Source organism: Streptomyces roseolilacinus, from assembly GCF_014649335.1.
Classification (GTDB): Bacteria; Actinomycetota; Actinomycetes; order Streptomycetales; family Streptomycetaceae; genus Streptomyces; species Streptomyces roseolilacinus.
The window spans coordinates 82,318-104,130 of the sequence record NZ_BMSV01000009.1; the positions used below are offsets into that span (position 1 = coordinate 82,318).

General features: G+C 75.6%; 16 protein-coding genes and 1 tRNA gene. 8 read left to right on the forward strand and 9 right to left on the reverse strand.

Annotated elements, in window-relative coordinates; all coding sequences use genetic code 11:
• Positions 1-16 precede the first annotated feature (16 nt).
• The 5 genes from IE106_RS21780 (at position 17) to IE106_RS21800 (ending at position 8,774) form a co-directional block, all read left to right on the forward strand.
• Positions 17-1,300, forward strand: a complete 1,284-nt coding sequence (locus IE106_RS21780; protein ID WP_189536686.1) for a hypothetical protein — start codon at positions 17-19, stop codon at positions 1,298-1,300.
• Positions 1,297-3,795: a serine/threonine-protein kinase gene (locus IE106_RS21785; RefSeq protein ID WP_189536688.1), complete on the forward strand. Its 2,499-nt coding sequence runs from the start codon at positions 1,297-1,299 to the stop codon at positions 3,793-3,795. The genes IE106_RS21780 and IE106_RS21785 overlap by 4 nt, the downstream gene beginning before the upstream one ends.
• Positions 3,796-3,798: 3 nt before the next feature.
• Positions 3,799-5,256 (forward strand): PP2C family protein-serine/threonine phosphatase, encoded by a 1,458-nt coding sequence (locus IE106_RS21790; RefSeq protein ID WP_189536690.1) that lies wholly within the window; start codon positions 3,799-3,801, stop codon positions 5,254-5,256.
• 68 nt (positions 5,257-5,324) lie between these two features.
• Positions 5,325-6,770 (forward strand): vWA domain-containing protein, encoded by a 1,446-nt coding sequence (locus tag IE106_RS21795; RefSeq protein ID WP_189536692.1) that lies wholly within the window; start codon positions 5,325-5,327, stop codon positions 6,768-6,770.
• Between the two features lie 45 nt (positions 6,771-6,815).
• Entirely contained in the window at positions 6,816-8,774 is a 1,959-nt protein-coding gene (locus tag IE106_RS21800) for an FHA domain-containing protein (protein WP_189536694.1), read from the forward strand.
• 16 nt (positions 8,775-8,790) lie between these two features.
• Here the strand turns inward: IE106_RS21800 and IE106_RS21805 are convergent, their stop codons facing one another.
• Positions 8,791-9,789, reverse strand: coding sequence for a methyltransferase domain-containing protein (locus IE106_RS21805; protein WP_189536696.1), 999 nt, complete (start codon positions 9,787-9,789; stop codon positions 8,791-8,793).
• 267 nt (positions 9,790-10,056) lie between these two features.
• On the opposite strand from IE106_RS21805, the gene IE106_RS21810 reads away from it, so the two are divergent.
• A complete protein-coding gene (locus IE106_RS21810) occupies positions 10,057-10,461 on the forward strand; it encodes a globin (RefSeq protein WP_189536698.1) in 405 nt (134 codons plus the stop codon).
• A 33-nt stretch (positions 10,462-10,494) separates the two neighbouring features.
• Here the strand turns inward: IE106_RS21810 and IE106_RS21815 are convergent, their stop codons facing one another.
• The 7 genes from IE106_RS21815 to IE106_RS21845 all read right to left on the reverse strand — a co-directional run bounded on the left by IE106_RS21815 (position 10,495) and on the right by IE106_RS21845 (position 19,446).
• Positions 10,495-11,178: a DUF8185 domain-containing protein gene (locus tag IE106_RS21815; protein WP_189536700.1), complete on the reverse strand. Its 684-nt coding sequence runs from the start codon at positions 11,176-11,178 to the stop codon at positions 10,495-10,497.
• Complete coding sequence (locus IE106_RS21820) at positions 11,175-11,609, reverse strand: acyl-CoA thioesterase (RefSeq protein ID WP_189536702.1); 435 nt, start codon at positions 11,607-11,609, stop codon at positions 11,175-11,177. Before IE106_RS21820 ends, IE106_RS21815 begins: the two co-directional genes overlap by 4 nt.
• Before the next feature lie 13 nt (positions 11,610-11,622).
• Positions 11,623-13,287, reverse strand: a complete 1,665-nt coding sequence (gene ettA / locus IE106_RS21825; protein WP_189536704.1) for an energy-dependent translational throttle protein EttA — start codon at positions 13,285-13,287, stop codon at positions 11,623-11,625.
• Positions 13,288-13,738: 451 nt separating this feature from the next.
• Complete coding sequence (locus tag IE106_RS21830) at positions 13,739-15,166, reverse strand: thioester domain-containing protein (RefSeq protein WP_189536706.1); 1,428 nt, start codon at positions 15,164-15,166, stop codon at positions 13,739-13,741.
• 284 nt (positions 15,167-15,450) lie between these two features.
• Positions 15,451-15,894, reverse strand: a complete 444-nt coding sequence (locus IE106_RS21835; RefSeq protein ID WP_189536708.1) for a single-stranded DNA-binding protein — start codon at positions 15,892-15,894, stop codon at positions 15,451-15,453.
• Positions 15,895-16,014: 120 nt separating this feature from the next.
• A complete protein-coding gene (locus IE106_RS21840) occupies positions 16,015-17,847 on the reverse strand; it encodes a GTPase (RefSeq protein WP_373295971.1) in 1,833 nt (610 codons plus the stop codon).
• Positions 17,848-17,862: 15 nt separating this feature from the next.
• A complete protein-coding gene (locus tag IE106_RS21845; protein WP_189536710.1) occupies positions 17,863-19,446 on the reverse strand; it encodes a dynamin family protein in 1,584 nt (527 codons plus the stop codon).
• 318 nt (positions 19,447-19,764) lie between these two features.
• Here IE106_RS21845 and IE106_RS21850 point away from each other — a divergent pair.
• Positions 19,765-19,837 (forward strand) — tRNA-Arg (locus IE106_RS21850).
• Positions 19,838-20,017: 180 nt separating this feature from the next.
• Here IE106_RS21850 and IE106_RS21855 read toward each other — a convergent pair.
• Positions 20,018-20,257 (reverse strand): site-specific integrase, encoded by a 240-nt coding sequence (locus IE106_RS21855; protein ID WP_308427892.1) that lies wholly within the window; start codon positions 20,255-20,257, stop codon positions 20,018-20,020.
• Between the two features lie 651 nt (positions 20,258-20,908).
• On the opposite strand from IE106_RS21855, the gene IE106_RS21860 reads away from it, so the two are divergent.
• On the forward strand, positions 20,909-21,418 hold the full coding sequence (locus IE106_RS21860; protein ID WP_189536712.1) for a hypothetical protein: 510 nt from the start codon (positions 20,909-20,911) through the stop codon (positions 21,416-21,418).
• The last annotated feature ends 395 nt before the right edge of the window (positions 21,419-21,813 follow it).

Below are 21,813 nucleotides of genomic sequence, written 5' to 3' on the forward strand. Positions count from 1 at the left end.
GAGCGAGAGGTGATCGATGGCCGTCACGGGTCCCCCCGGTCCGGTGATGGACCGGGACGAGGTGGACCGTGCGCTGGCACGCCTCGGCGCGGAGCACAAGGCGGTCGAGGACTCGCTGCTCGCGCTGCAGGACCACGCGGGCCGCAGGCTGCTCGAAGGGGCCGCGCTGACCGGGACGACCCAGGAGCGCTGGGCCGCGACCGAGCGGACGATCGCGCTGCTGTGGGCGTGCTTCGACGCGTACACGGACGCGCTGCGCGCCGCCCGCGAGGTGCGCGCCCGGCGCCGCTGGCCGGGGTCCGAGGAGCTGGCGGAGCTGACGGAGCGGCTGTGCGGCGAGAGCGTCGTCGTACCGGACGCGTCGGCGCACGGGGCGCCGCCGGGGTCCTCCGGGGGCGCGCCGGCGGAGCGGTTCACGCTGGAGGGCCTGGTCGCGCGGATGAACGAGCTGTACGCGCGGTCCCTGGACGTCGTCGTGTCGGCGGACGCCGTCTGGTCGGCGCTGCCCGCCCGGATAGACCTGCTCGCGGCGGAGCTGCACCGGACGCGGTCGCTGGCGCGTTCCGTCGGCGTACGGCCCGGGGAGCACCCGGCGGGGGACGACCTGGAGGCCATCACGGAGGAGCTGACCTCGCTGCGCGCGCAGGTCGTCAGCGACCCGCTGGCGTTCTGGCGGCCGGCCCCGGGCAGTTCGGCGCCCGGCGTCGGGCGGCCGGACACGGACCGGTACGACCGGGCCGCGCGGGCGTTGGAGGACGTGCGCCGGGAGATCGAGGCGGTCCTCCAGGTGCGGCAGGACTCCGAGTCGCGGCTGCTGCGGCTGCGGGACCTGCTGTCGCGGGCGGACCGCACCCTCGCCGAGGCCCGCACCGCGCGCGTCGAGGTCCTGTCGAAGATCGCCGCGTCGGAGGTGCCGGCGGTGAGCGGGCCGCCGACCGCGCTGCACGAGCGGCTGGCGACCGCCGCCGACCACCGGCGGCACGCCCGGTGGCACCGGCTGTCCCCGCTGCTGGAGGCGCTGGAGCGGGAGGCCGAGGAGGAGCTGCTGCGGGCCCGCGAGTCGCTGGCCGCGGTGACCGCGCCGCTCGCCGTCCGCGCCGAACTGCGCGGGCGCCTCGACGCGTACCGGGCGAAGACGGCGCGGTACGGGCTGGCGGACGACCCGGTCCTGAGCGAGCGGTACGACGCGGCGCGCCGCATGCTGTGGAGCGCCCCGTGCGACCTGCGCGCCGCCGAGCAGGCCGTCCTGCGCTACCAGCGGGCGGCGAGCGAGGTCCTGTCGGCCGGGGGGCACGGATGAGGACGTGCCAGCGCCCGGAGTGCGGCGGCGCCTACGAGGACGTGGGCGGCGGCGAGCTGTACTGCGACACGTGCGGCCTGGCCCCGGTCGTCGCCCCGGACGGCGCGGTGTCGTCGCCACCGACGGGCGTGGTGGGCGGCGGGCGGCCGGCGGCGGGTCCCGGCGCGGCGGCGGGGGCGTCGTCCGGTGCGGCGCCGGGGCCGGGGGCCGCGCGCCCGTCGGGCCCTTCCGCCCGCTCGTCGGGCTCGTCGGGCTCGCGCCGGTCGGTGTCCGGGCGGCTGTCGCAGGACCTGTCGGGCCCGGCGACGGCACGGTTCGTGTCGGTGCGCAGCTCCGGTTCCTCCAGCGGCCGTTCGACGCGCGGGCGGCTGGGCGCGGGCCTGGTGGCGGTACCGGCCGTGCCGCGGCCCGATCCGCGGTCGGCGGTGATGGAGCGCCCGGAGGTGCCCGAGCGGCGGCGGTTCTGCTCCCGTTCCGACTGCGGCGCGCCGGTCGGCCGGGCCCGCGGCGAGCGGCCGGGCCGTACGGAGGGGTTCTGCACCCGGTGCGGCCACCCGTACTCGTTCGTGCCGAAGCTGCGGGCCGGTGACGTGGTGCACGGCCAGTACGAGGTGGCGGGCTGCCTCGCGCACGGCGGGCTCGGCTGGGTCTACCTCGCCGTGGACCGGGCGGTCTCCGACCGGTGGGTGGTCCTCAAGGGCCTGCTGGACACCGGCGACCAGGACGCGATGGCGGCGGCGATCTCGGAGCGGCGGTTCCTCGCCGAGATCGAGCACGCCAACATCGTCCGCATCTACAACTTCGTGGAGCACCTCGACCAGCGGACGGGTTCGCTGGACGGGTACATCGTCATGGAGTACGTCGGCGGCAAGTCCCTGAAGGAGATCGCGAACGAGCGGCGCGGACCGGACGGGCGGCGCGACCCGCTGCCGGTCGAGCAGGCGTGCGCGTACGGCATCGAGGCGCTGGAGGCGCTGGGCCACCTGCACGGCCGGAACCTGCTGTACTGCGACTTCAAGGTCGACAACGCCATCCAGAGCGAGGACCAGCTGAAGCTGATCGACATGGGCGCGGTGCGGCGGGCGGACGACCACGAGTCGGCCGTCTACGGCACGGTCGGCTACCAGGCGCCCGAGGTCGCCGGGACGGGCCCGTCGGTCGCGTCGGACCTGTACACGGTGGCGCGGACGCTGGCGGTGCTGACCTTCGACTTCCAGGGCTACACGAACGTGTTCGCGCACGAGCTGCCGGACCCGGAGCACATCGGGGTGTTCCGGCGGTACGAGTCGTTCCACCGGCTGCTGGTCCGGGCGACCGACCCGGACCCGGCGCGGCGGTTCGCGTCCGCGCAGGAGATGGCGGAGCAGCTGACGGGCGTCCTGCGGGAGGTCGTCGCCCTCCGGACGGGCACGCCGAAGCCGGCCCTGTCGACCCTGTTCGGCCCGGAACCGCGGGTGGCGGACACGGTCCTGTTCACCGAGCCGGGCGGGGAGGTCTCCCTCCTGGGCGCGCGTACGCGGCGCCGGGCGGGGCGCGCCCCCGCGGCGGCCCCCGGGCCGGTGCCGCCGTTGCTCGCCGTGCCGGACGTGCGGGGCGCGGCGCTCGCGCTGCCCGTCCCCCACGTCGATCCGGACGACCCGAACGCCGCGTTCCTGGCCGGGCTCGCGGCGTCCGGCCCGGCCGAGCTGGTGGCCGCCCTGCGCGCCGCCCCGGCCGGCTCGACCGAGCTGCGGCTGCGGGAGCTGCGGGCCCTGCTGGAGCTGGGCGACGCGCCGGCCGCCGCACGCCTGCTGGACGCGCTGGAGGAGTCGCACCCGGACGACTGGCGGGTGGTCTGGTACCGCGGCGTCGTCTCGCTGGCGGCCGGCGACCACGTCGCGGCCACGCCGGCGTTCGACGCGGTGTACGACGCGTTCCCCGGCGAACCGGCGCCCAAGCTGGCGCTGGGCGCCTGCGCCGAGGCGCTCGGCCGGCTGGACGACGCCGCCGCGTACTACCGCCTGGTGTGGGCGACGGACCCGAGCCACGTGGGCGCGGCGTTCGGCCTGGCCCGCGTCCGGCTGGCGGCGGGCGACCGGGAGGCGGCGGTGCGTACGCTGGAGTCCGTGCCCGAGTCGTCGATCCACTACGTCGCGGCGCGGGTCGCGGCGGTACGGGCGCGGCTGCGCCGGCGGGACCCGCAGGAACCGCTGCGGGACGACCTGTACGCGGCGGCGCGCCAGGTGACGGCGCTCGACGCCCTCGGGCTCGACCCGGTGCGGCGCGAACGGCTGTCGGCGGAGGTACTGGGCCTGGCCCTCGACTGGTGGCTCTCGGGGCGGCCGGGCGGCCCGTCCCCGGACCACGGGCTGCTCGGCAGTGAACTTCACGAACGCGGGCTGCGGTTCGGCCTGGAGCGTTCGTACCGGGTGCTCGCCCGGCTCGCCCAGCGGGGCGAGGAAAGGATCGAACTGGTGGAACGGGCCAACCGGTTCCGCCCCCGGACGTGGGTGTGAGCGATGTCGCAGACTCATCAACTGTCGGCCTGCCCGGGCTGCTCGGAGCCGTTGGAGTCGGGTGACCGGTTCTGCGGGGCGTGCGGGTACGACCTGTCGGCCGTACCGGAACCCCCCCTGGACCACCCCACGGTGGTCCTGGCCACCCCTCCGCCCGCGCCTCCGGCACCGCCCGTGCCCCCGGCGGGCCCCGTGCCCCCGGGCGCGCCCGCGCCCGCGCCGGCCGGGCCCCCCGCGCAGCCCGTACCGCCGCCACCGCCCCCGCCGCCGCCCGCGGCCCCCAGCGGGCCGGCGGCGCACCCGTCGCACCCGGTGGCGGCCCCGGTGCCGCCGCCCCCACCCGCACCCGCGCCGACGAGCCCGCCGCCGCCCGCCGGGCCACCGGCCCCTCCGGCGGTCCCCTCCGTCCCGGCGGCCTCCGGGACCCCGGCGGCCCCGGAGCCGTCCGTGCGGCACGACGACCCGCACGGGGACTTCGAACTCGCGGCGCCCGACCCCCGGGCCGCCCGCCGCCCCGCCGCCGGCCACGCCCCCTGCGTGGCCTGCCGGGCCGGGCGGGTCTCGGCGGACGGGTACTGCGAGAACTGCGGACACAAACAGCCACGGGAGCGGGACCACATGGAACAGGAGAGGGGGCGCGCCGTCGCCGCCGTCAGCGACCGGGGGCTGCGGCACCACCGCAACGAGGACGCGTTCGCCGTGTCGACCGCCGCCCTCCCCGACGGTTCGACCGCCGTCGTCGCGATCGTCTGCGACGGGGTGTCCTCCGCGTCCCGCCCCGACGACGCCTCGGCCGCCGCCGCCCGCGCCGCCGACGCCTCCCTGCGGGCCGCCCTCCCCCTGGGCACCGACCCCCGGCAGGCGATGCACGACGCCATCGTCGCCGCGTCCGACGCCGTCAACGCCCTCGCCGACGAGCCCCCCGGCGACGGCTCCGGCGGTTTCGGGCACGACGCGCACCGCCACCGCAACGCCCCCGCCTGCACCCTGGTGGGCGCCGTCGCCGCGCACGGCCACCTCGTCGTCGGCTGGGTCGGCGACAGCCGCGCCTACTGGGTGCCCGACGACCGGGCGACCCCGGCGGCCCGGCTCACCGAGGACGACTCGTGGGCTGCCCAGATGGTCGCGGCGGGCCTGATGGGCGAGGCCGAGGCGTACGCGGACGAACGCGCCCACGCCATCACCGGCTGGCTCGGCGCCGACGCGTACGAACTGGAGCCGCACACCGCCGTGTTCCGGCCGGACCGCCCCGGCGTGGTCGTCGTCTGCACGGACGGCCTGTGGAACTACGCCGAGTCCGCCGGCGACATGGCCCGCGTCCTCCCCGCCGACGCCGCCGAGCACCCCCTGCACTGCGCGCGCGTCCTGGTCGGGCACGCCCTCGACGGCGGCGGCCACGACAACGTAACGGTGGCGGTGGTGCCGTTCGCCGCGCCGGAGCCGGGGGCAGTATCGGCCTGACCGGGGGTGCGAGCCGGCTTCCGTCCGTCCGTTGTGTGGAGCACCAAGGAGCCCCAGGAGACGACCCGATGGCGAACTTCTCCAAGTCCAGCGTGCCGCGGTTCTCGGTGGAGGTGTACCAGAACGAGTACCTGCCGGAGGGCGGGAGCGAGGTGCACGCCGTCGTGACGGTCGGCGCCACGGGCGGGGGTACGACGGGCGGGGTGCCGCTGCCCGCGGCGGCCCGGCGGTCACCGCACCGGCGGAGCCCGGCGCAAGGCGACGCGGCGCACGACCAGCGGGCACAAGGCGACGGCGCGGCCGACGCGGCGGACGGACCGGGGCGCGGCACCGCCGTCGTCCTGATGGTCGACTGCTCCGGCTCCATGGAGTACCCGCCGACGAAGATGCGCCACGCCCGCGACGCCACCGCCGCCGCGATCGACACCCTCCGCGACGGCGTGCGCTTCGCCGTCGTCGCCGGCACCCACCTCGCCCGGGAGGCGTACCCGGGCGGCGGGCGCCTCGCCACCGCCGGCGCGAGGACGCGGGCCGAGGCGAAGGAGGCCCTGCGCCGCCTCGCCCCCGGCGGGGGCACCGCCATCGGTACGTGGCTGCGGCTCGCCGACCGGCTGCTCGCGGCCTCCGGCGCCGCCATCCGCCACGGCGTCCTCCTCACGGACGGGCGCAACGAGCACGAGGCGCCGCAGGACCTGCGGGCGGCGCTCGACGCCTGCGCGGGGCGGTTCACCTGCGACGCGCGGGGCGTCGGCACCGACTGGGAGGTGGCGGAGGTCACCGGCGTCGCCTCGGCGCTGCTCGGCACGGCCGACATCGTCGCCGACCCGGCGGGCCTCTCCGCGGACTTCACGCGGATGATGGAGCACGCGATGGGCAAGGAGGTCCCGGACGTCGCGCTGCGGCTGTGGACACCGGTCGGCGCGGAGATCGTCTTCGTGAAGCAGGTCGCGCCGGCCGTGGAGGACCTGACGGGCCGCCGCACGGAGGCGGGGCCGCGCGCCGGGGACTACCCGACCGGCTCGTGGGGCGACGAGTCCCGCGACTACCACCTGTGCGTACGGGTGCCGCCCGCCGGCCTCGGCCAGGAGATGCTCGCCGCCCGCGTGTCCCTGGTCCGGCCCGACCCGGCCGGGGGGCTGCCCGAGACGCTGGGGCAGGGCCTCGTACGGGCCGTGTGGACGGCCGACACGGCGGCGTCGACCTCCATCAACCCGCAGGTCGCGCACTACACGGGCCAGGCCGAACTCGCCCATGTCATCCAGGAGGGGCTGGAAGCGCGCAAGTCGGGCGATCTGTACGGCGCGACGGCCAGACTCGGGCGCGCGGTGCAGTTGGCGGCCGCCTCGGGGAACACGGATACTGCGAAACTGCTTTCGAAGGTGGTCGACGTCGTCGACGCGGCGACGGGTACTGTGCGGCTGAAGGCCAAGGTCGCGGACGCGGACGAGATGACGCTCGAGACACGGTCCACGAAGACGGTTCGCGTGAACCGGACGCACATGAAGAAGCCGTGACGGCGGCCGCAGCGGCGGCCGGCGTGGAGAGGGGGAAGGGCCGAGATGCCGACCTGCCCGAACGGACACCAGTCGGGTGCCGAGGACTGGTGCGAGGTCTGCGGCCACCGCATGGCCGGGGCGGGCGCGCCCGCGGGTGCCGTGCCGCCTCCTCCCCCGCCGCCCCCCGCCCCCGGGTACGGCTACCCGGGCCCCGCGGGCGGCGACCCGAACGCCACCCAGCAGGCGGAGCTGTGCCCGCAGTGCCGTACGCCGCGGGAGGCGGGGGCGCCGTTCTGCGAGGAGTGCCGGTGGAACTTCCTCACCAACACGGCCACCTCGTACACGCCGATCTCCCCGCCGCCGCCCCCGTCCCGGCCGGGCGGCGGGCTGAACCTGCCGCCCGGTTTCACGTCGGCGCCGCGTCCGCCGGACCCGTACGAGTACCAGGGCTCCCGCCCGTCGCAGGTGAACCGCCCGGCGGAGCCCCTGCCGTCCGAGCCCGAACCGCGGGAGCCCGGCTTCACGCCGCCCCCCGGCCAGGGGCCCTCCCCCTTCGGCGGGCCTCGCCCTCCCCAGCCCGCGGGCCCCGGTCAGGGCGGCCCGGCGTTCGGTCGCGACGGCGCGCCCGCCCAGGGCCCGAACCCCGGACCGGGCGCCCCCGCCCCGTCCTTCGGCCCCGGTCACGGCCCCGGGCCGGGCAACGGTCCCGGTCCCGGTAACGGCCCGGCGACCGGCGGCCCGTCCTTCGGCGGACACCCCGGCGGTCCGGGCGGTCCCGGCGGTCCGGACACGCCCGGCCTGCGTCCTCCGGGCCCTCCCGGTCCGGGTCCCGGCGGCCCCGGCGGCCCCGCGTACGGTCCGGGCCCCGCGTCCGGCACCGGAGCGCACCCCGGCGGCCCGGCCTTCGGCCCGGGCTCCGGGAACCCTCCCGGCGGGCCCGGCCAGGGTCCCGGCGGCGGACCCGGTGCGCCCGGGCAGGGTCCCGCCGGCCCTCCGCCCGGCGGCCCCTCGTACGGCCCCGACTCCGCGCAGGGTCACGGCCCGGCCGGCGGTCCCGGCACCGGTTCCTACCCCGGCGCCCCCGACCGCGGCCCGGCCGGCGGACCCGGCGGCGCCCCCGGCCGGGGACCGTCCGGCGGACCCGGCGCCCCCGTCTTCGGCCCGGGTTCCCCGCCCGGTCCCGGTGGCGCGCCCGGCCAGGGACCCGGCCCGGGTGCCGGTGGGCCCGCTTCCGCGCAGGCCGCGCCCGGCTCCGCGCCGCCGCGGATGTTCCGGCAGCCCGACGCCGACAGGGGCGACGACTGGGTGCTGCCTCCGCCGTCCCAGCCGCAGGCCCCGCCGTCCCAGGCGCGGCCCCCGCAGCAGCCCTCGCACGGCCTGTCTCCGCAGGGGCAGCCCCCGCAGCACGGGCAGCCCCCGCAGCCGCAGCACGGCCAGGCCCCGCCGTCCCAGCCCCAGCAGGGGCAGGCTCCGCACGGGCAGACCCCGCCGCCCCAGCCTCAGCACGGCCAGGGTCCGCAGCACGGCCAGCCCCCACACGGGCAGGGTCCGCAGCCCCCGCACGGGCAGGCTCCCCAGCACGGGCAGCCGCCGCAGCAGCCGCAGGCGACCGCGCCCGCCGGGTGGACCGTCGTCGTGCGGCCCGACCGTGAGTACTTCATGGCCATGATGCGCCGCAGCGGCCCCGAGGCGGCGAGCCTCAACCTGCCCGCCTACTCGCCCGAGCGGCGCGTGTCGCTGGACGGGCAGCAGGTGACGGTCGGCCGCCGCCGGCAGTCGACGGGCGAGTCGCCGGACATCGACCTGTCGGTGCCGCCGGAGGACCCGGGCGTGTCGCACCAGCACGCCGTGTTCGTGCGGCAGCCCGACGGCTCCTGGGCGGTGATGGACCAGAACTCCACCAACGGCACCACCCTGAACGGCGCCGACGAGCCGATCCAGCCCTACGTGCCCGTACCGCTCCAGGACGGCGACCGCGTCCACGTGGGCGCCTGGACGACGCTCACCGTCGTCCGGGGCTAGCCCCGGACCGCGCGGGTCAGGACAGCCGGCCCGCCCCTCCGAGGGCCCAGCTGTACGGGCCCTCGGGGTCGTCCAGCCACGCCCACTGCCGGCCGCCGCGGACGGTCACGCCGTACCGTTCGCGGGCCGGGCGGCCCTCGCGCTGCCACAGGGCGTACGCCTCGTACGGGTCGAGGCTGCCCGACGCCAGGGTGAGCAGGAAGCGGAACAGGTCGCTGTCGAGGGCGCGCCGGGGCAGCCCGCCGGTGCGCGGCTCGGACACGGCCGCGCCCGGGCCGCGCAGCGGGACGAAGTACGCGGACGTGGGCAGGAAACGGCCCTCCGCGTGCTCGGCGTCCTCGACGCGCAGCCGGACGACGCCCGTGGACAGCGGCGCGACGACGCACGCGCCCGGCCGGCACTGGGCGAGCCACGCGGCCGGCACGGACGGCATGGCGCAGGTCGCGACGATCCGGTCGAAGGGGGCCCGGTCCGGCCGGCCGCGGGCGCCGTCGCCGGTGACGACGACGGGGTGGTGGCCGGCCTCGTGGAGGTGGGCGCGGGCGGCGTCGGCGATGTCGGCGTCGATGTCGACGGTCGTGACGCGCGCGTCGCCCAGCCGGTGGCACAGGAGCGCCGCGTTGTACCCGGAGCCGGCGCCGATCTCCAGCACCGTGTCGCCGTCCCGCACGTCGAGGGCGTGCAGCATGTCGGCCATGAGGGACGGCTGGCTGGCGGAGGACACGAGCTCGTCGCCGCGGAGCAGGGTGCCCAGCGGCTGGTCCTCGTACGCGCCCTCCAGCCAGCGCCGCCGGCCCTCGGGGTCGGGGTCGTCGCGCCGCAGCCGCTCGTACCCGCCGAGGACGCCGACGTGGTAGGACGGCACGAACAGGTGGCGCGGGACCTCCTCGAACGCCGCCCGCCAGGCCGGGTCGGGCAGGGCGCCCTCGGCGGTGAGCGCGGCCACCAGCCGGTGCCTCGCCTCGGCGGCGGCCTCGGCGAACGGGTCCCGCTCCCGCCCCACACCTGTACCCATATGTCCACTATCGCCGCTTTGTCGTAGGGAGGGGCGGGGTCCGGTGGTCCTAGGGAGTGTCTTCGAAGTGGCGTCGTTCGCCCGTAGGGCGGGCCGGGCGGCGTCTGGTGCGTGCGATCGCAAGGCGGAGGAGGGAGCCACTGCGGAGCATTGGCGACCGACGACAACGCGGCGAGCGTGCGTGCCAGACGTCGGCAGGCAGACGGGACTTTGAAGGCACGACCTAGGGCCGGGGTCCTCCGTCGGCGCGTCTGAGACGATGGACGGGTGAATGAGATTCCGCGCGGCACTCTCCAGGAGCAGACGTTCTACGAGCAGGTGGGCGGCGAGCAGACGTTCCGGCGGCTCGTCCACCGCTTCTACCAGGGCGTCGCCGAGGACCCGCTGCTGCGGCCGATGTACCCGGAGGAGGACCTGGGACCGGCCGAGGAGCGGCTCGCGCTGTTCCTGATGCAGTACTGGGGCGGCCCCCGCACGTACAGCGACCACCGCGGGCACCCGCGGCTGCGGATGCGGCATGCCCCGTTCGTCGTGGACAGGGCGGCGCACGACGCGTGGCTGAGGCACATGCGGGTCGCCGTGGACGAGCTCGGCCTGTCCGAGGAGCACGAGCGGCAGCTGTGGGACTACCTCACGTACGCGGCCGCGTCGATGGTCAACACCGCCGGCTGAACCGGCGGCGCACGGCGGGTGACGCGGCGGGCCTCAGGGGTGGCGGACGGGCATGACGCCCAGCTCCCCGAGGCCCGCCGTCGCGCGTACCGCCACGGAGCCGTACGGGGTGCGCAGCCGCAGCCACGGCCCGGCGGCCAGCAGCACGACGGGCACCTCGTGCGGGACGGCCCCGGCCGGGGGCAGGAAGCCCAGCGACTGGGCGGCGTGCGCCGCGCGCAGCGGCAGCCCGGTGCCGGGGACGGGGCGGGACCAGATCTCGCGGCCGATGCGGTCACGTTCCGCGCGGGTGCGGTGCTGCGGCGGCAGTTCCTCGTCCCGCGCGCGGAACTCGGCGACCGCCGCGGCGACGGTGCCGCGCAGCCCGGCGGCGTCCGGCAGGCCGGGCACCTCGCGCCAGCCGCCGCGCGGCGGGAGGACCCCGCTCCACGGCGGGCCGGTGACGGGCGCGGGCACGATCGCCTTGCCCACCGTCTCCTCGATGCCGTCGAGCAGCTCGCCGGCGGAGACGGTCGTGTCGAGGACCGTGTCGTCGAGGAGGGCCGCCGTGCGGACGGCGAGGACCTCGAACGACGGCGGGCGGCCGAAGACGGCCAGGGCCCCGCCGCCCGCCTGGAGGCGGACGGCGGCGGCCCGGTCGTAGTGGACCAGCCGGGCCAGGAAGGCGGCCGTGCCCGCCGCCTCCCGGCCCTCGGCGAAGTGCAGCGGCGCCGTCATGCGACGGCACCCTCCGCGTGCATCCCGTCGTCCACGTACTCCTGGAGGAACTCCCGCTCCTCGGCGGTGATGCGCCGCGGGCGCTGCGCCTGGAGGTCGTAGGGGACGACCACCGTGGAGGCCCGCACGTACACCTGGTCGGGGTCCTTGACCTCGTAGGCGATCGTCAGGGACGCCGCGCCGATCTTGGTGACCCAGGACTCGACGGTCACCGGCTCGTGCCGGTGGACCAGCGGCCGTACGTAGTCGATCTCGTGGCGGGCCACGACGGACCCGCCGGAGAACGAGGGGGAGCCGTCCCCCGGCGCCAGCCGGAACATGAAGTCGATGCGGGCCTCCTCCAGGTAGCGGAGGAAGACCACGTTGTTGACGTGCCCGAAGGCGTCCATGTCCGACCACCGCAGGGGGCAGCGGTAGATGTGCCGAGCCACTCGAAGCGCCGCCTCAGCCCCGGGTGAGCTTCTTGTACGTGGCGCGGTGCGGACGGGCCGCGTCCGGGCCGAGGCGCTCGACCTTGTTCTTCTCGTAGGACTCGAAGTTGCCCTCGAACCAGAACCACTTGGAGTCGCCCTCGTACGCCAGGATGTGCGTGGCGACGCGGTCGAGGAACCAGCGGTCGTGGGAGACGACCACGGCGCAGCCGGGGAACTCCAGCAGCGCGTTCTCCAGGGAGGAGAGGGTCTCGACGTCGAGGTCGTTGGTCGGCTCGTCGAGGAGCAGCAGGTTGCCGCCCTGCTTGAGGGTGAGCGCCAGGTTGAGGCGGTTGCGCTCACCGCCGGAGAGGATGCCGGCGGGCTTCTGCTGGTCCGGGCCCTTGAAGCCGAACGCGGACACGTAGGCGCGGGACGGCATCTCGACCTGGCCGACGTTGATGTAGTCGAGCTCGTCGGAGACCACGGCCCACAGGGTCTTCTTGGGGTCGATGTTCTCGCGGCTCTGGTCGACGTAGCTGATCTTGACGGTGTCGCCGACCCGGATGGTGCCGGAGTCCGGCTCCTCCAGGCCCTGGATCATCTTGAACAGCGTGGTCTTGCCGGCGCCGTTCGGGCCGATGACGCCGACGATGCCGTTGCGCGGGAGGGTGAAGCTGAGGTCGTCGATGAGGACCTTCTCACCGAAGGCCTTGCTGAGGTTCTCGACCTCGACGACGACGTTGCCCAGGCGCGGGCCCGGCGGGATCTGGATCTCCTCGAAGTCCAGCTTCCGCATCTTGTCGGCCTCGGCGGCCATCTCCTCGTACCGGGCGAGGCGGGCCTTGGACTTGGCCTGCCGGCCCTTGGCGTTGGAGCGGACCCACTCCAGCTCTTCCTTGAGCCGCTTGGCGCGCTTGGCGTCCTTCTGGCCCTCGACCTTCAGGCGGGCCTGCTTGGTCTCCAGGTAGGTGGAGTAGTTGCCCTCGTAGCCGATGGCGCGGCCGCGGTCGAGCTCCAGGATCCAGCCGGCGACGTTGTCGAGGAAGTACCGGTCGTGGGTGATGGCGACGACGGTGCCGTGGTACTTGGCGAGGTGCTGCTCCAGCCACTGGACGGACTCGGCGTCCAGGTGGTTGGTGGGCTCGTCGAGCAGCAGCAGGTCGGGCGCCTCCAGCAGCAGCTTGCAGAGCGCGACGCGGCGCTTCTCGCCACCGGAGAGGTTGGTGACCGCCCAGTCGCCGGGCGGGCAGCCGAGGGCGTCCATGGCCTGCTCGAGCTGGGCGTCGAGGTCCCACGCGTTGGCGTGGTCCAGCTCCTCCTGGAGCTTGCCCATCTCCGTCATGAGCTCGTCGGTGTAGTTGGTCGCCATCTCCTCGGCGATCGCGTTGAACCGGTCGAGCTTGCCCTTGATCTCGGCGACGCCGTCCTGGACGTTCTCCAGGACGGTCTTGGACTCGTCGAGCGGGGGCTCCTGGAGGAGGATGCCGACGGTGTAGCCGGGCGACAGGAAGGCGTCGCCGTTCGAGGGCTGCTCCAGGCCCGCCATGATCTTGAGCACGGTGGACTTACCGGCGCCGTTCGGGCCGACCACACCGATCTTCGCGCCGGGCAGGAAGCTCAGCGTCACGTCATCGAGGATGACCTTGTCGCCGTGCGCCTTGCGCGTCTTGCGCATCGTGTAGATGTACTCAGCCAAGAGAAACCGTCCGGCAATCAGTAGGGGTCGATTCGCGGCTCCGCCGCATGAGGGCAGACACACCCCATCTTGCCTGACCGCCACCCCGCAACAGAAACCAGCACCCGGCGGCGGCGCTGACCTGCCGCTCCGTGAGCGCCCCGGACGGCGGACGCGTCACCCCTCGTCGCCGTCGGCCCCCCCGCGGGGCCCTGGGGCCCGCTTTCCGGGCCGTCACCGCCTCCGGGCCACGGGCGCTCCCTCCGGCCGGTGGAGCCGGCTGAGGCCGGAGGCCGCGGCGGGGCGGGGGCCGGAGCAGGGGCCGGTCGGGGCTGGAGGGCCGGGTCGAGGGGGCCGGGAGGCCGTGGGCGGGGGCCGTGGTGGGGAACGGGAGGGGCGAAGGAAGGGGAGAAAGGGGAGCGGCCCCGGACGCGGTGTGCGTCCGGGGCCGCCCCTACGGGTCGCTGCGGGGTCACTGACCGGCCGCGGCACCCTTCTTCCTGCGGAGGAAGAAGACCGCGCCGCCGCCCAGCAGGACGAACGCGACGGCGATGCCGGCGATCATCGGCGTGGCGTTGGAGGCGCCGGTCTCGGCGAGGTCACCGGTGGTGTCGCCGCCGGTCGTGCCGCCCGAGGTGGTGCCGCCGGACTGGGGGCTCGGCTCGGAGCTGGGCTCGTCGCCGCCCGTGGTCGGCGGGGTGGTCTCGCTGCTGGTCTTGCAGTCGAGGACGCCCTTGAACGTCTTCGTCTCGCCACCGGGCAGCGCGATGGTGAACTCGTACGGCTGGTCCTCGGCGACCGGGACGGTGACGGTCTTGGACTCGCCCGCGCCGACCTCGACCTTCTGCTCGGCCAGCTCGAAGGTGAAGGCCTCGTCACCCTCGTTCTTCGCGGTGATGTCGACGCCGCCCTTGGCGCAGTTCTTCTCGGCGGTCAGGGCCGGGATGGCGCCCTTCTTCGCCCAGGTGGCGTTGCCGGTCGCGGAGACGGTCGACTCGCTGGAGCCGGCCAGGATCTGCGTCTGGCTCTTGGAGAGGCTGGCGAAGGCGCGGCCCACGGAGACGGACGTGCTGGCCTGGACGTTGAAGGCCGCGGTGGCGTCGGCGGTGCCGGCGGGCACGTCGACGTACAGCTCCGTGCCGTCCTTGGCCTCGGTGACGGGCTTGCCGTCCTTGTCGGTGACCTTCACGCCGGAGACGTCCGGGGCGGTCACGGTGGCCGTGCCGGCGTTGGTGCGGACGGTGAGCGGGCCGAGCTTGCCACCGGCCTTGCCGGAGACGGCGTTCGGCTCCAGGGTCAGGGACGCCTTGGGCTCTTCGAGCTTCTTGGCGTTCGCCTGCAGCCAGTCGGCGAGCTTCTCGGCGGCCGGGTCCTTGGCCTCGACGTCGACGCCGTCGGAGAAGCGCCAGATGGCGACCTGCGTGCCGGCGGCGGCGGTCTTCTCGGTCAGCGGACCGCTCTGCGCCTTGTCGGCCAGCGCCGCCAGGTTGTCGATCTGCGGGTACGAGTTCTTCAGAACCCACAGGATCTTGCCGGCCTCGTCGTTGCGGCCGAGGGAGGTCTGCTCCCACGGCGTCTCGAGGTACTCGGCCTTCGGCAGCGTCGGGTTGTGGATGTCGATGCAGTACGTCTTCAGCGTGCCGCCGCCGTCGACGGCCATCTCGAAGAGGCCGGCGGGCAGCTTCTTCTCCTCGCCGTTCTTCTTGAGGACGGCGTCGTCGAAGGTGGTCAGCCCCTTGAGGGTGGCGGAGGCGCCGCCCTGGTGCTGAGGGTTCTCGTCGGCGACGGCCACGGCCGCCCCGGCTATGGAACCACCCGCGACCAGACCCGAGGTCAGGACCGCGGCGGCGAGCCGGCGGCCGAGCCGCTCCCGCCTCTGGACAGAAAACGCAGCAAACACAGATTTCCCCTCTGGGCGAGGCCCCGTCGACGTGTGCGCGGCGCGGGTCACGACGTGCGCACGTGGGGGGTGGGACTCGCCTGATGACTCAAGTGCCCCGTGAGTACCGGAATCCTAGAGAGGCGGACCCGGTCCGTCCCACCCGAGGCCCCCACTCAACCATTCCGAATCGAAATCGTTACCGTGAACCGGGCATGGAACGCGTGCTTTCCGGTCACGGGCCGGCGAAGTCTCCGCCCTGATCCTCCCGTTCGGGGCGGTATGGGCGCCGCGCTGAGGCCATCTCAGGTCGCCACCGGCTCCGGGACGCGCGCCGGTGCCCGGTCCTGCCGTCCCGTCACGACCTGTTCAGGTGCTCGTTTCCCGCCACCGCGGCGGAACGCCGCCGTGCCCCGGGTCAGGTCGTGGCCGGCGGCCACCGCGTCGATGTCGACGAACGTCCTGCGCTGCCCGTCCTGCCCGCCCGCGGGCTCCTCGCGGACCCGCAGCCGACCGTGCACCACCAGGGGTTCACCGACCGTCACCGAGGCGGCCAGGTTCTCGCCGAGCTGCCGCCACGCGTTGACCGTGTAGAAGCTGGTGTGCCCGTCCGCCCACGCCGCCCGCTCCCGGTCCCAGCGGCGGGCCGTGACGGCGAAGCGGAACCTCGCCACCCCGCCCGCCGGCGTCTCGCGGTACTCCACGTTGGTCGCCACGTTCCCCACGACCGTCACCAGGCTGTCGTTCACGACGTCCGCTCCTCCCCGTCCGGCGGCGCTCCCCCGCGTCGCCCTTCCTCCCCATGGTGGCCGCGCCCGGCGGATCCCGCTCGGCCCTGTGGACGGCGCCGGCGGTTGTGGACAACTCCGTCACCCGGTCGGGGTCCGGCCGCCCGACACCGTCGCGTACTGCTCGCGCACCTCCCGGTACCGCATCAGCTCCGTCGCGATCGGGTCGAGCACCATGGCCCGGCCGCAGCCCGCGGCCGCCTCGCGCAGCCGCCGCTCGGTCTCCTGCCCGTACCGGCGCGCCGGCCCGCGCGCCGCCACCACGCACGCCCACTCGACGAGCGGCCCGCCCACGATCCCGGCGAGCATCACCAGCACCGGCGGCATCAGGCCCGGTTCCAGCAGGCCGACGATCTGGCCCACCAGCCACAGCCCGCCGTACACCTGAAGCAGCGTCATGGACGCCTGGGCGAGGACGGCGACCGGCCACCAGGCGGGGCGCAGCGGCCGCTTCCCGGACTGCGGGTCGCGGGCGTTCGCGGCCAGTTCGTCCAGCGCCTCGGGCAGGCCCCGCGCGCCGCGCACCGCCGCCTCCCGCACGGCCTGCGCCCAGGGCGCGGGCAGTCCGCGCGCCGCCTCCTCGGCGACGACGCGGACGGCGTGCTCGACGCGCTGCCGGGCCGTCGGCTCCTCCTCGGGCGGCGTGGTCCCGGCTGGTTCGCCGGTCCTGCCGCCGGGGGTGCGCAGCGCCTCGTACCAGCGCCACAGCCGCAGCCACGGGGTGCCGCAGGCGCGTCCGGCGTTGCGCCGCCACTCCCGTTCGGCGGCCTCGCCGGCCGCGGTGGCGCCGACGGCGACGGCGAGCCGGGCGGTGAAGTCCTCGCGGGACCGCTCGCCGAGGCCGGGCCTCCCCTGCCCCACGTAGACGGGGCGCAGCCGGGTCGCGGCCGCGTCGACGTCGGCGGACAGGCGACGGGTGGCGGCGTGCTGGTCCTGGACGAACGCGCCGAGCACCTCGCGCAGTTCGGGGACGCCCTCGCCGGTCAGGGCGGACAGGGCGAGGACGGTGGCGCCGGGTTCGCCGTGTTCGCCGAGGGCCACGCCGTCCTCGTCGAGGAGCCGGCGCAGGTCATCGAGGACCTGGTGGATGGCGTCGCCGGGGAGCCGGTCGATCTGGTTGAGGACGACGAAGGTGACCTCGGCGTGGGTGGCGAGCGGCCGCAGGTACCGCTCGTGGAGGGCGGCGTCGGCGTACTTCTCCGGGTCGACGACCCAGATGACCGCGTCGACGAGGCCGAGGACGCGGTCGACCTGGTCGCGGTGGGCGGTGAGCGCCGAGTCGTGGTCGGGCAGGTCGACGAGGACGAGCCCGCGCAGGGCGTCGTCGCCGTCGCCGCCCGCGAGGGGCCTGCGCCGCAGCCGGCCGGGGATGCCGAGCCGGTCCAGGAGGCCGGCGGCGCCCTCGGACCAGGCGCAGGCGATGGGCGCGGCGGTGGTGGGGCGCCTGAGGCCGGTCTCCGAGACCGGGACCCCCGCGAGCGCGTTGATCAGGGTGGACTTCCCGCTCCCGGTGGCGCCGGCGATGGCGACGACGGTGTGGCGCAGCGAGAGCCGCTGGCGGGCGGCGGCCTCGTCGAGGACCCGTCCCGCCTCGGCGACGGTCCGCGGGTCGAGGCGGGTGGCCGACAGGCCGAGGAGGTCGCGCAGGGCGTCGAGGCGCGCCTTGAGGGCGCCCGCGTAGGTGCCGCCGGGGGGTGGGGGCCCGTCGCCGCCGTCGCCGCTCCCGTCGCCGTCGTACCCGCCGTACCCGCCGCGTCCGTCGTCGTACCCGCCGCGTCCGCCCCGCCCGCCGCGTCCGCCGCCCGCCGGTTCGTCGGCCCGGCGGACCGGGCCGGCGTCCGCCGCGGTGTCGCCGCGGACGGCCCGGCCGGCGACACGGCGGGCGATCAGCCCGTCGTCCCACTTCTGCTCCACGGCGCTCACCCGCCGTCACCTCTCCTTCTGCAGTACGGACAGTGCGGCGATGAGCTGGGCCTGCGGTTCCGGGGTGACGCCGAACGCGTCGATCGGCGCCATGCGCCGGTCGCGTTCCTCCCGCAGGACGCGGTCGATGTACGCGTCGATCAGCTCCGCGCCCCTCTCGCGCAGGCGGAGGGTGCTCTGGGCGCCGATCAGCTCCGCAAGCCGCTCCCCCGCCCCCCGTGCGCGGCGCCCGCCGAGGAGGGCCGCGGCCAGCAGCGCGGCCACCGTGTCGGAGTCGGGCACCGGGGTGCGCTCGCCGCGCCGCGACTCGTCCTCGGCCAGTTCCTCCAGGACGCGGCGCCAACGGCGCACGGCCATGCCCACGCGCTCCCCCGCCTCCCGGTCGCGCCCGGTGGGGGCCGTCCCGAGGACGGCGGCGGCCGGTTCGCGCCGCCACGCCTCCCGCACCTGCTCGTCGGCGGCGGCGACGGCGCAGTGGAGGAGGGCGCCGAAGGACTCGGCGAGGGCGTCGAGCAGTTCGGTGGGGGTGCAGTCGTGGGGGTGGGCGCGCCAGCGGGCGCGGGCGTCGCCGGACAGCACGGCGCCGCGCCGCAGTTCGTGCCGCACCCGGTCGCCCTCCCGCTCGTACGCCGCCTCGACGGCGCCCGTGAGGCGCAGGGCCGCGGCGCACTGGGCGGCGACGGCACCGGCGAGTTCCGGCATGCGCACGCGCAGGGAGTCGATGACGCCGCCCGCGGTGCGGGCGACGGTCTGCCGGCGGGCGGCGGGGTCCTGGGCGCGGTGGGCGAGCCAGGCCCGGAGGGAGGCGACGGCGGTGTCGGGCAGCAGACCGCTGCCGCCGCCCGCCGACTCGGGCAGTTCGGGGATGGTGAACCGGGGGACGGCGCCGAGTCCGGCCCGGACCAGGAGCGCCTCGTACTGGCGGGAGACCTCGCCGATCACCTGGTGCGGGACCCGGTCCAGGACGGTGACGAGGGTGGCGTCGTACTCCTTGGCCGTACGGAGCATCTGCCAGGGGACGGCGTCGGCGTACCGGGACGCGGTCGTGACCATCACCCAGATGTCGGCGGCGCAGATCAGCTCGGCGGCCAGTTCGCGGCTGCCGACGACGAGGGAGTCGATGTCGGGCGCGTCGAGGAGGGCGAGCCCGCGGGGCAGTGTCTCGGCGGTCTCGACGCGCAGGACGCGGCCTTCGGCGACCTCGTCGCCGTCCTCGCCGGGTGCGCCCCAGACGCGGGTGAAGCGGGGCAGGACGCGGGTGCCGGAGAACCAGTGGTGTTCGTCGGGGTGGCAGACGAGCACGGGGACGCGGGTGGTGGGCCGCAGGACGCCGGCCTCGCTGACGGGGCGCCCGACAAGGGAGTTGACGAGGGTGGACTTGCCGGCGCCGGTCGATCCGCCGACGACGGCGAGGAGCGGCGCCTCGGGATCGACGAGCCGGGGGACCAGGTAGTCGTCGAGCTGGGCGAGCAGCTCGGCCCGCGTCTGCCGCGCCCGGGGAGCACCCGGGACGGGCAGGGGGAGACGCACGGCGGCGACACGGTCGCGCAGGGCGGAGAGTGCGTCGAGGAGCTGAGGCCGTACGTCCAAGGTCACCACATGTGAAGAATGCCCAATTTCAGCATCTTTTTGAAGCGTATGACCCTCTCTGCGCGCCGGTATCGCACGGGGACAGAGGGGATGAGTAGGACGCAGGCATAACGAGTGCACAACACCCGGGCCGCGAGGCGCGAAAAGCGCTGCGGGAATCGCACCTGCCTGCGATTATCGGGTTCGCTTCACCGAACCTCCACATCGTGCCACGCAGGTGAAGCGACCGGGCCAAGGTGATCGGAGCCCTATCCTTGTCCCCGGCCAAGGTCACGGACCACCCTCCCGGGCTCCAGCGGCCACCAGGCCGCACCACCGGCCCCCGTAGCTCAGTGGATAGAGCAGGTGCCTTCTAAGCACTTGGCCGCAGGTTCGAGTCCTGCCGGGGGCGCTTCGCGAGGACCCTCCTTCGGGAGGGTCTTCTTGCTGGTCAGAGCCGCTTTCCAAGCGACGAGGCGAAGCCCCGGGTGCCCTCTTGACGATCAAGGGCGGACTCCGGGGCCGTCCGGCTGTCACCGGGTTTTCGCGGGTGGCTGTATCGAATACGTGTCGAAGTTCTCGCGCCGGAGGATCAGCCGGCGCCGGGCGCGTCCGGCAGGTCGCCCGCGGCTTCGAGGCGCCGCTTCAGGTCCGGAAGCTGCCCGTCGACGCACCGGGCGTACGTGGCGAGGAGCACGGCCACGCTGTTCCCGGCCCATTCCGCCACCTGGGCGGGCGGGATGCCGTCGTTGAGCCACTTGGTCAGGCGGGTGTGCCGGGTGTCGTACACGCGCCGCCCGGTCGGCGACTCGAAGACGTGGGGCGGCAGCACGGCCTTGCGCGCACCGCGCCACGCCCGGCGGATGACCGACCCGGCGAGGACGCCGCCCGGCTCGCCCGGGGACGGCGGGCCGTCAACGTCCCCGTCGACGGGCCAGGACGATCCCGACCACGGCCAGTACCGCGACGACGAAGACGAACCACGTCGGCATCAAGTCGAGCCCCTTGTAGGCGATCGGGCCGGTCATGGGCATCAGGCCTCCTCATGCGCGAGCCCTCTGCGCATACCCGCCGGCACGGCCGGGATGTCGGCCGGCCGCTCACCGCTCTCCGGCCCCGCGGGGCGACGCCACGGACGACGGCGGACGGCCGTGAACGCCGGTGAACCACCAGCGCGGGCGAGGGGCGCACCGGTCCGAGGCGAAGCCCCCACCCGGGTCGCCTCGGGGCGAAGGGGGCGTCGGTACCGCGGCGTGGCAGCGCGACCCCGGCGACCGCCACCGCCCGGCGGCGCTCCTCAACATGGCTGAGGCGGTGGGGGCGGAGCGTGGCCGGTCGGCGCGCCCGCCGTGGTGGCCGACTGCCGTCGGCGGGGGTTCGGGCAAGGCCGTCAAGGGGGCCGACCGTCGGTCGAGCGCGGCAGAGCCGGGCCGTCCCCGGACCGCGCCCTGTCCCGCGGATCCCCTGCGCTACGCTCCGCGCCATGAGGCTGAAGAGGGTGGCCGTGCCGGTTCTCGTCGGTGCGGGCGGCATGGCCGTCGTCGCGGCAACGGGCGTGTGGACGCTGTCGGGTGGGCTCTACGGCTGTACCGGAGCCGACCGGGAATTCGCGCCGACCCTGGTGTCCCTGGCCATCCTCGACGCGCACCCGAGTCGTACGCGGGCCAAGGACGAACGGTACTCCGGATGCGACGAGGACGACGGGTTCGCCTACGCCGGGCAGCACTACCAGTACACGACGTCCCGGGCCGGCGTGCTGTCCTTCTACCGCCAGGCCGCCACGGAGGACGGCTGGCGGCTCGCGAGCGTCGATCCCTCACCCGCCCCGACACCCGGCAGCCTCGCGGTCGACGTCTCGGCGCTCTGTTTCGAGAAGCCCGTCGCCGGCGCCACCGCCCACCTCGCCGTGTGGTTCCCCAGCGACCTCGGTGGCAGCGCCGGCGACTACGGCCTGGAGGTCACGGCCAGCCACGACGGATCCGCCTGGTGCTGACCCGCCGTCGCCGCTGCGCCGTCCTTGCTCCGGCGGCGATGTGAGGCGTCAGCCGTCCGGGATCACGGACGACCGGCGGGAGGCCGGTGCCGCACGGCAGCCACCCCTGCGGTGGCGGCCGACCGCCCACGAACCCGGGTGAACGGCCCCGTACGCCGCCCACCACCCGCACGGGCGGCGCGCGTTCGGATCCTGCCGGGTCCGGCGCGTCCGCCACGTGCTGTGGTGCGGCAACTCTCCTCACGCCGTTCGTGCGTGTGCCGAGCGTGGCCGCGTTCGGCCCCGCGACCTTCCGGGCCTGGTGCGCCCGTTCGGCTTCCGCCGCTTCACGCCTCCGCTGCCTCGCGCTGCCCGGCGGCCCGGGGCGGCAGCGGAGCCCGTCGTCCGCGTCCGCG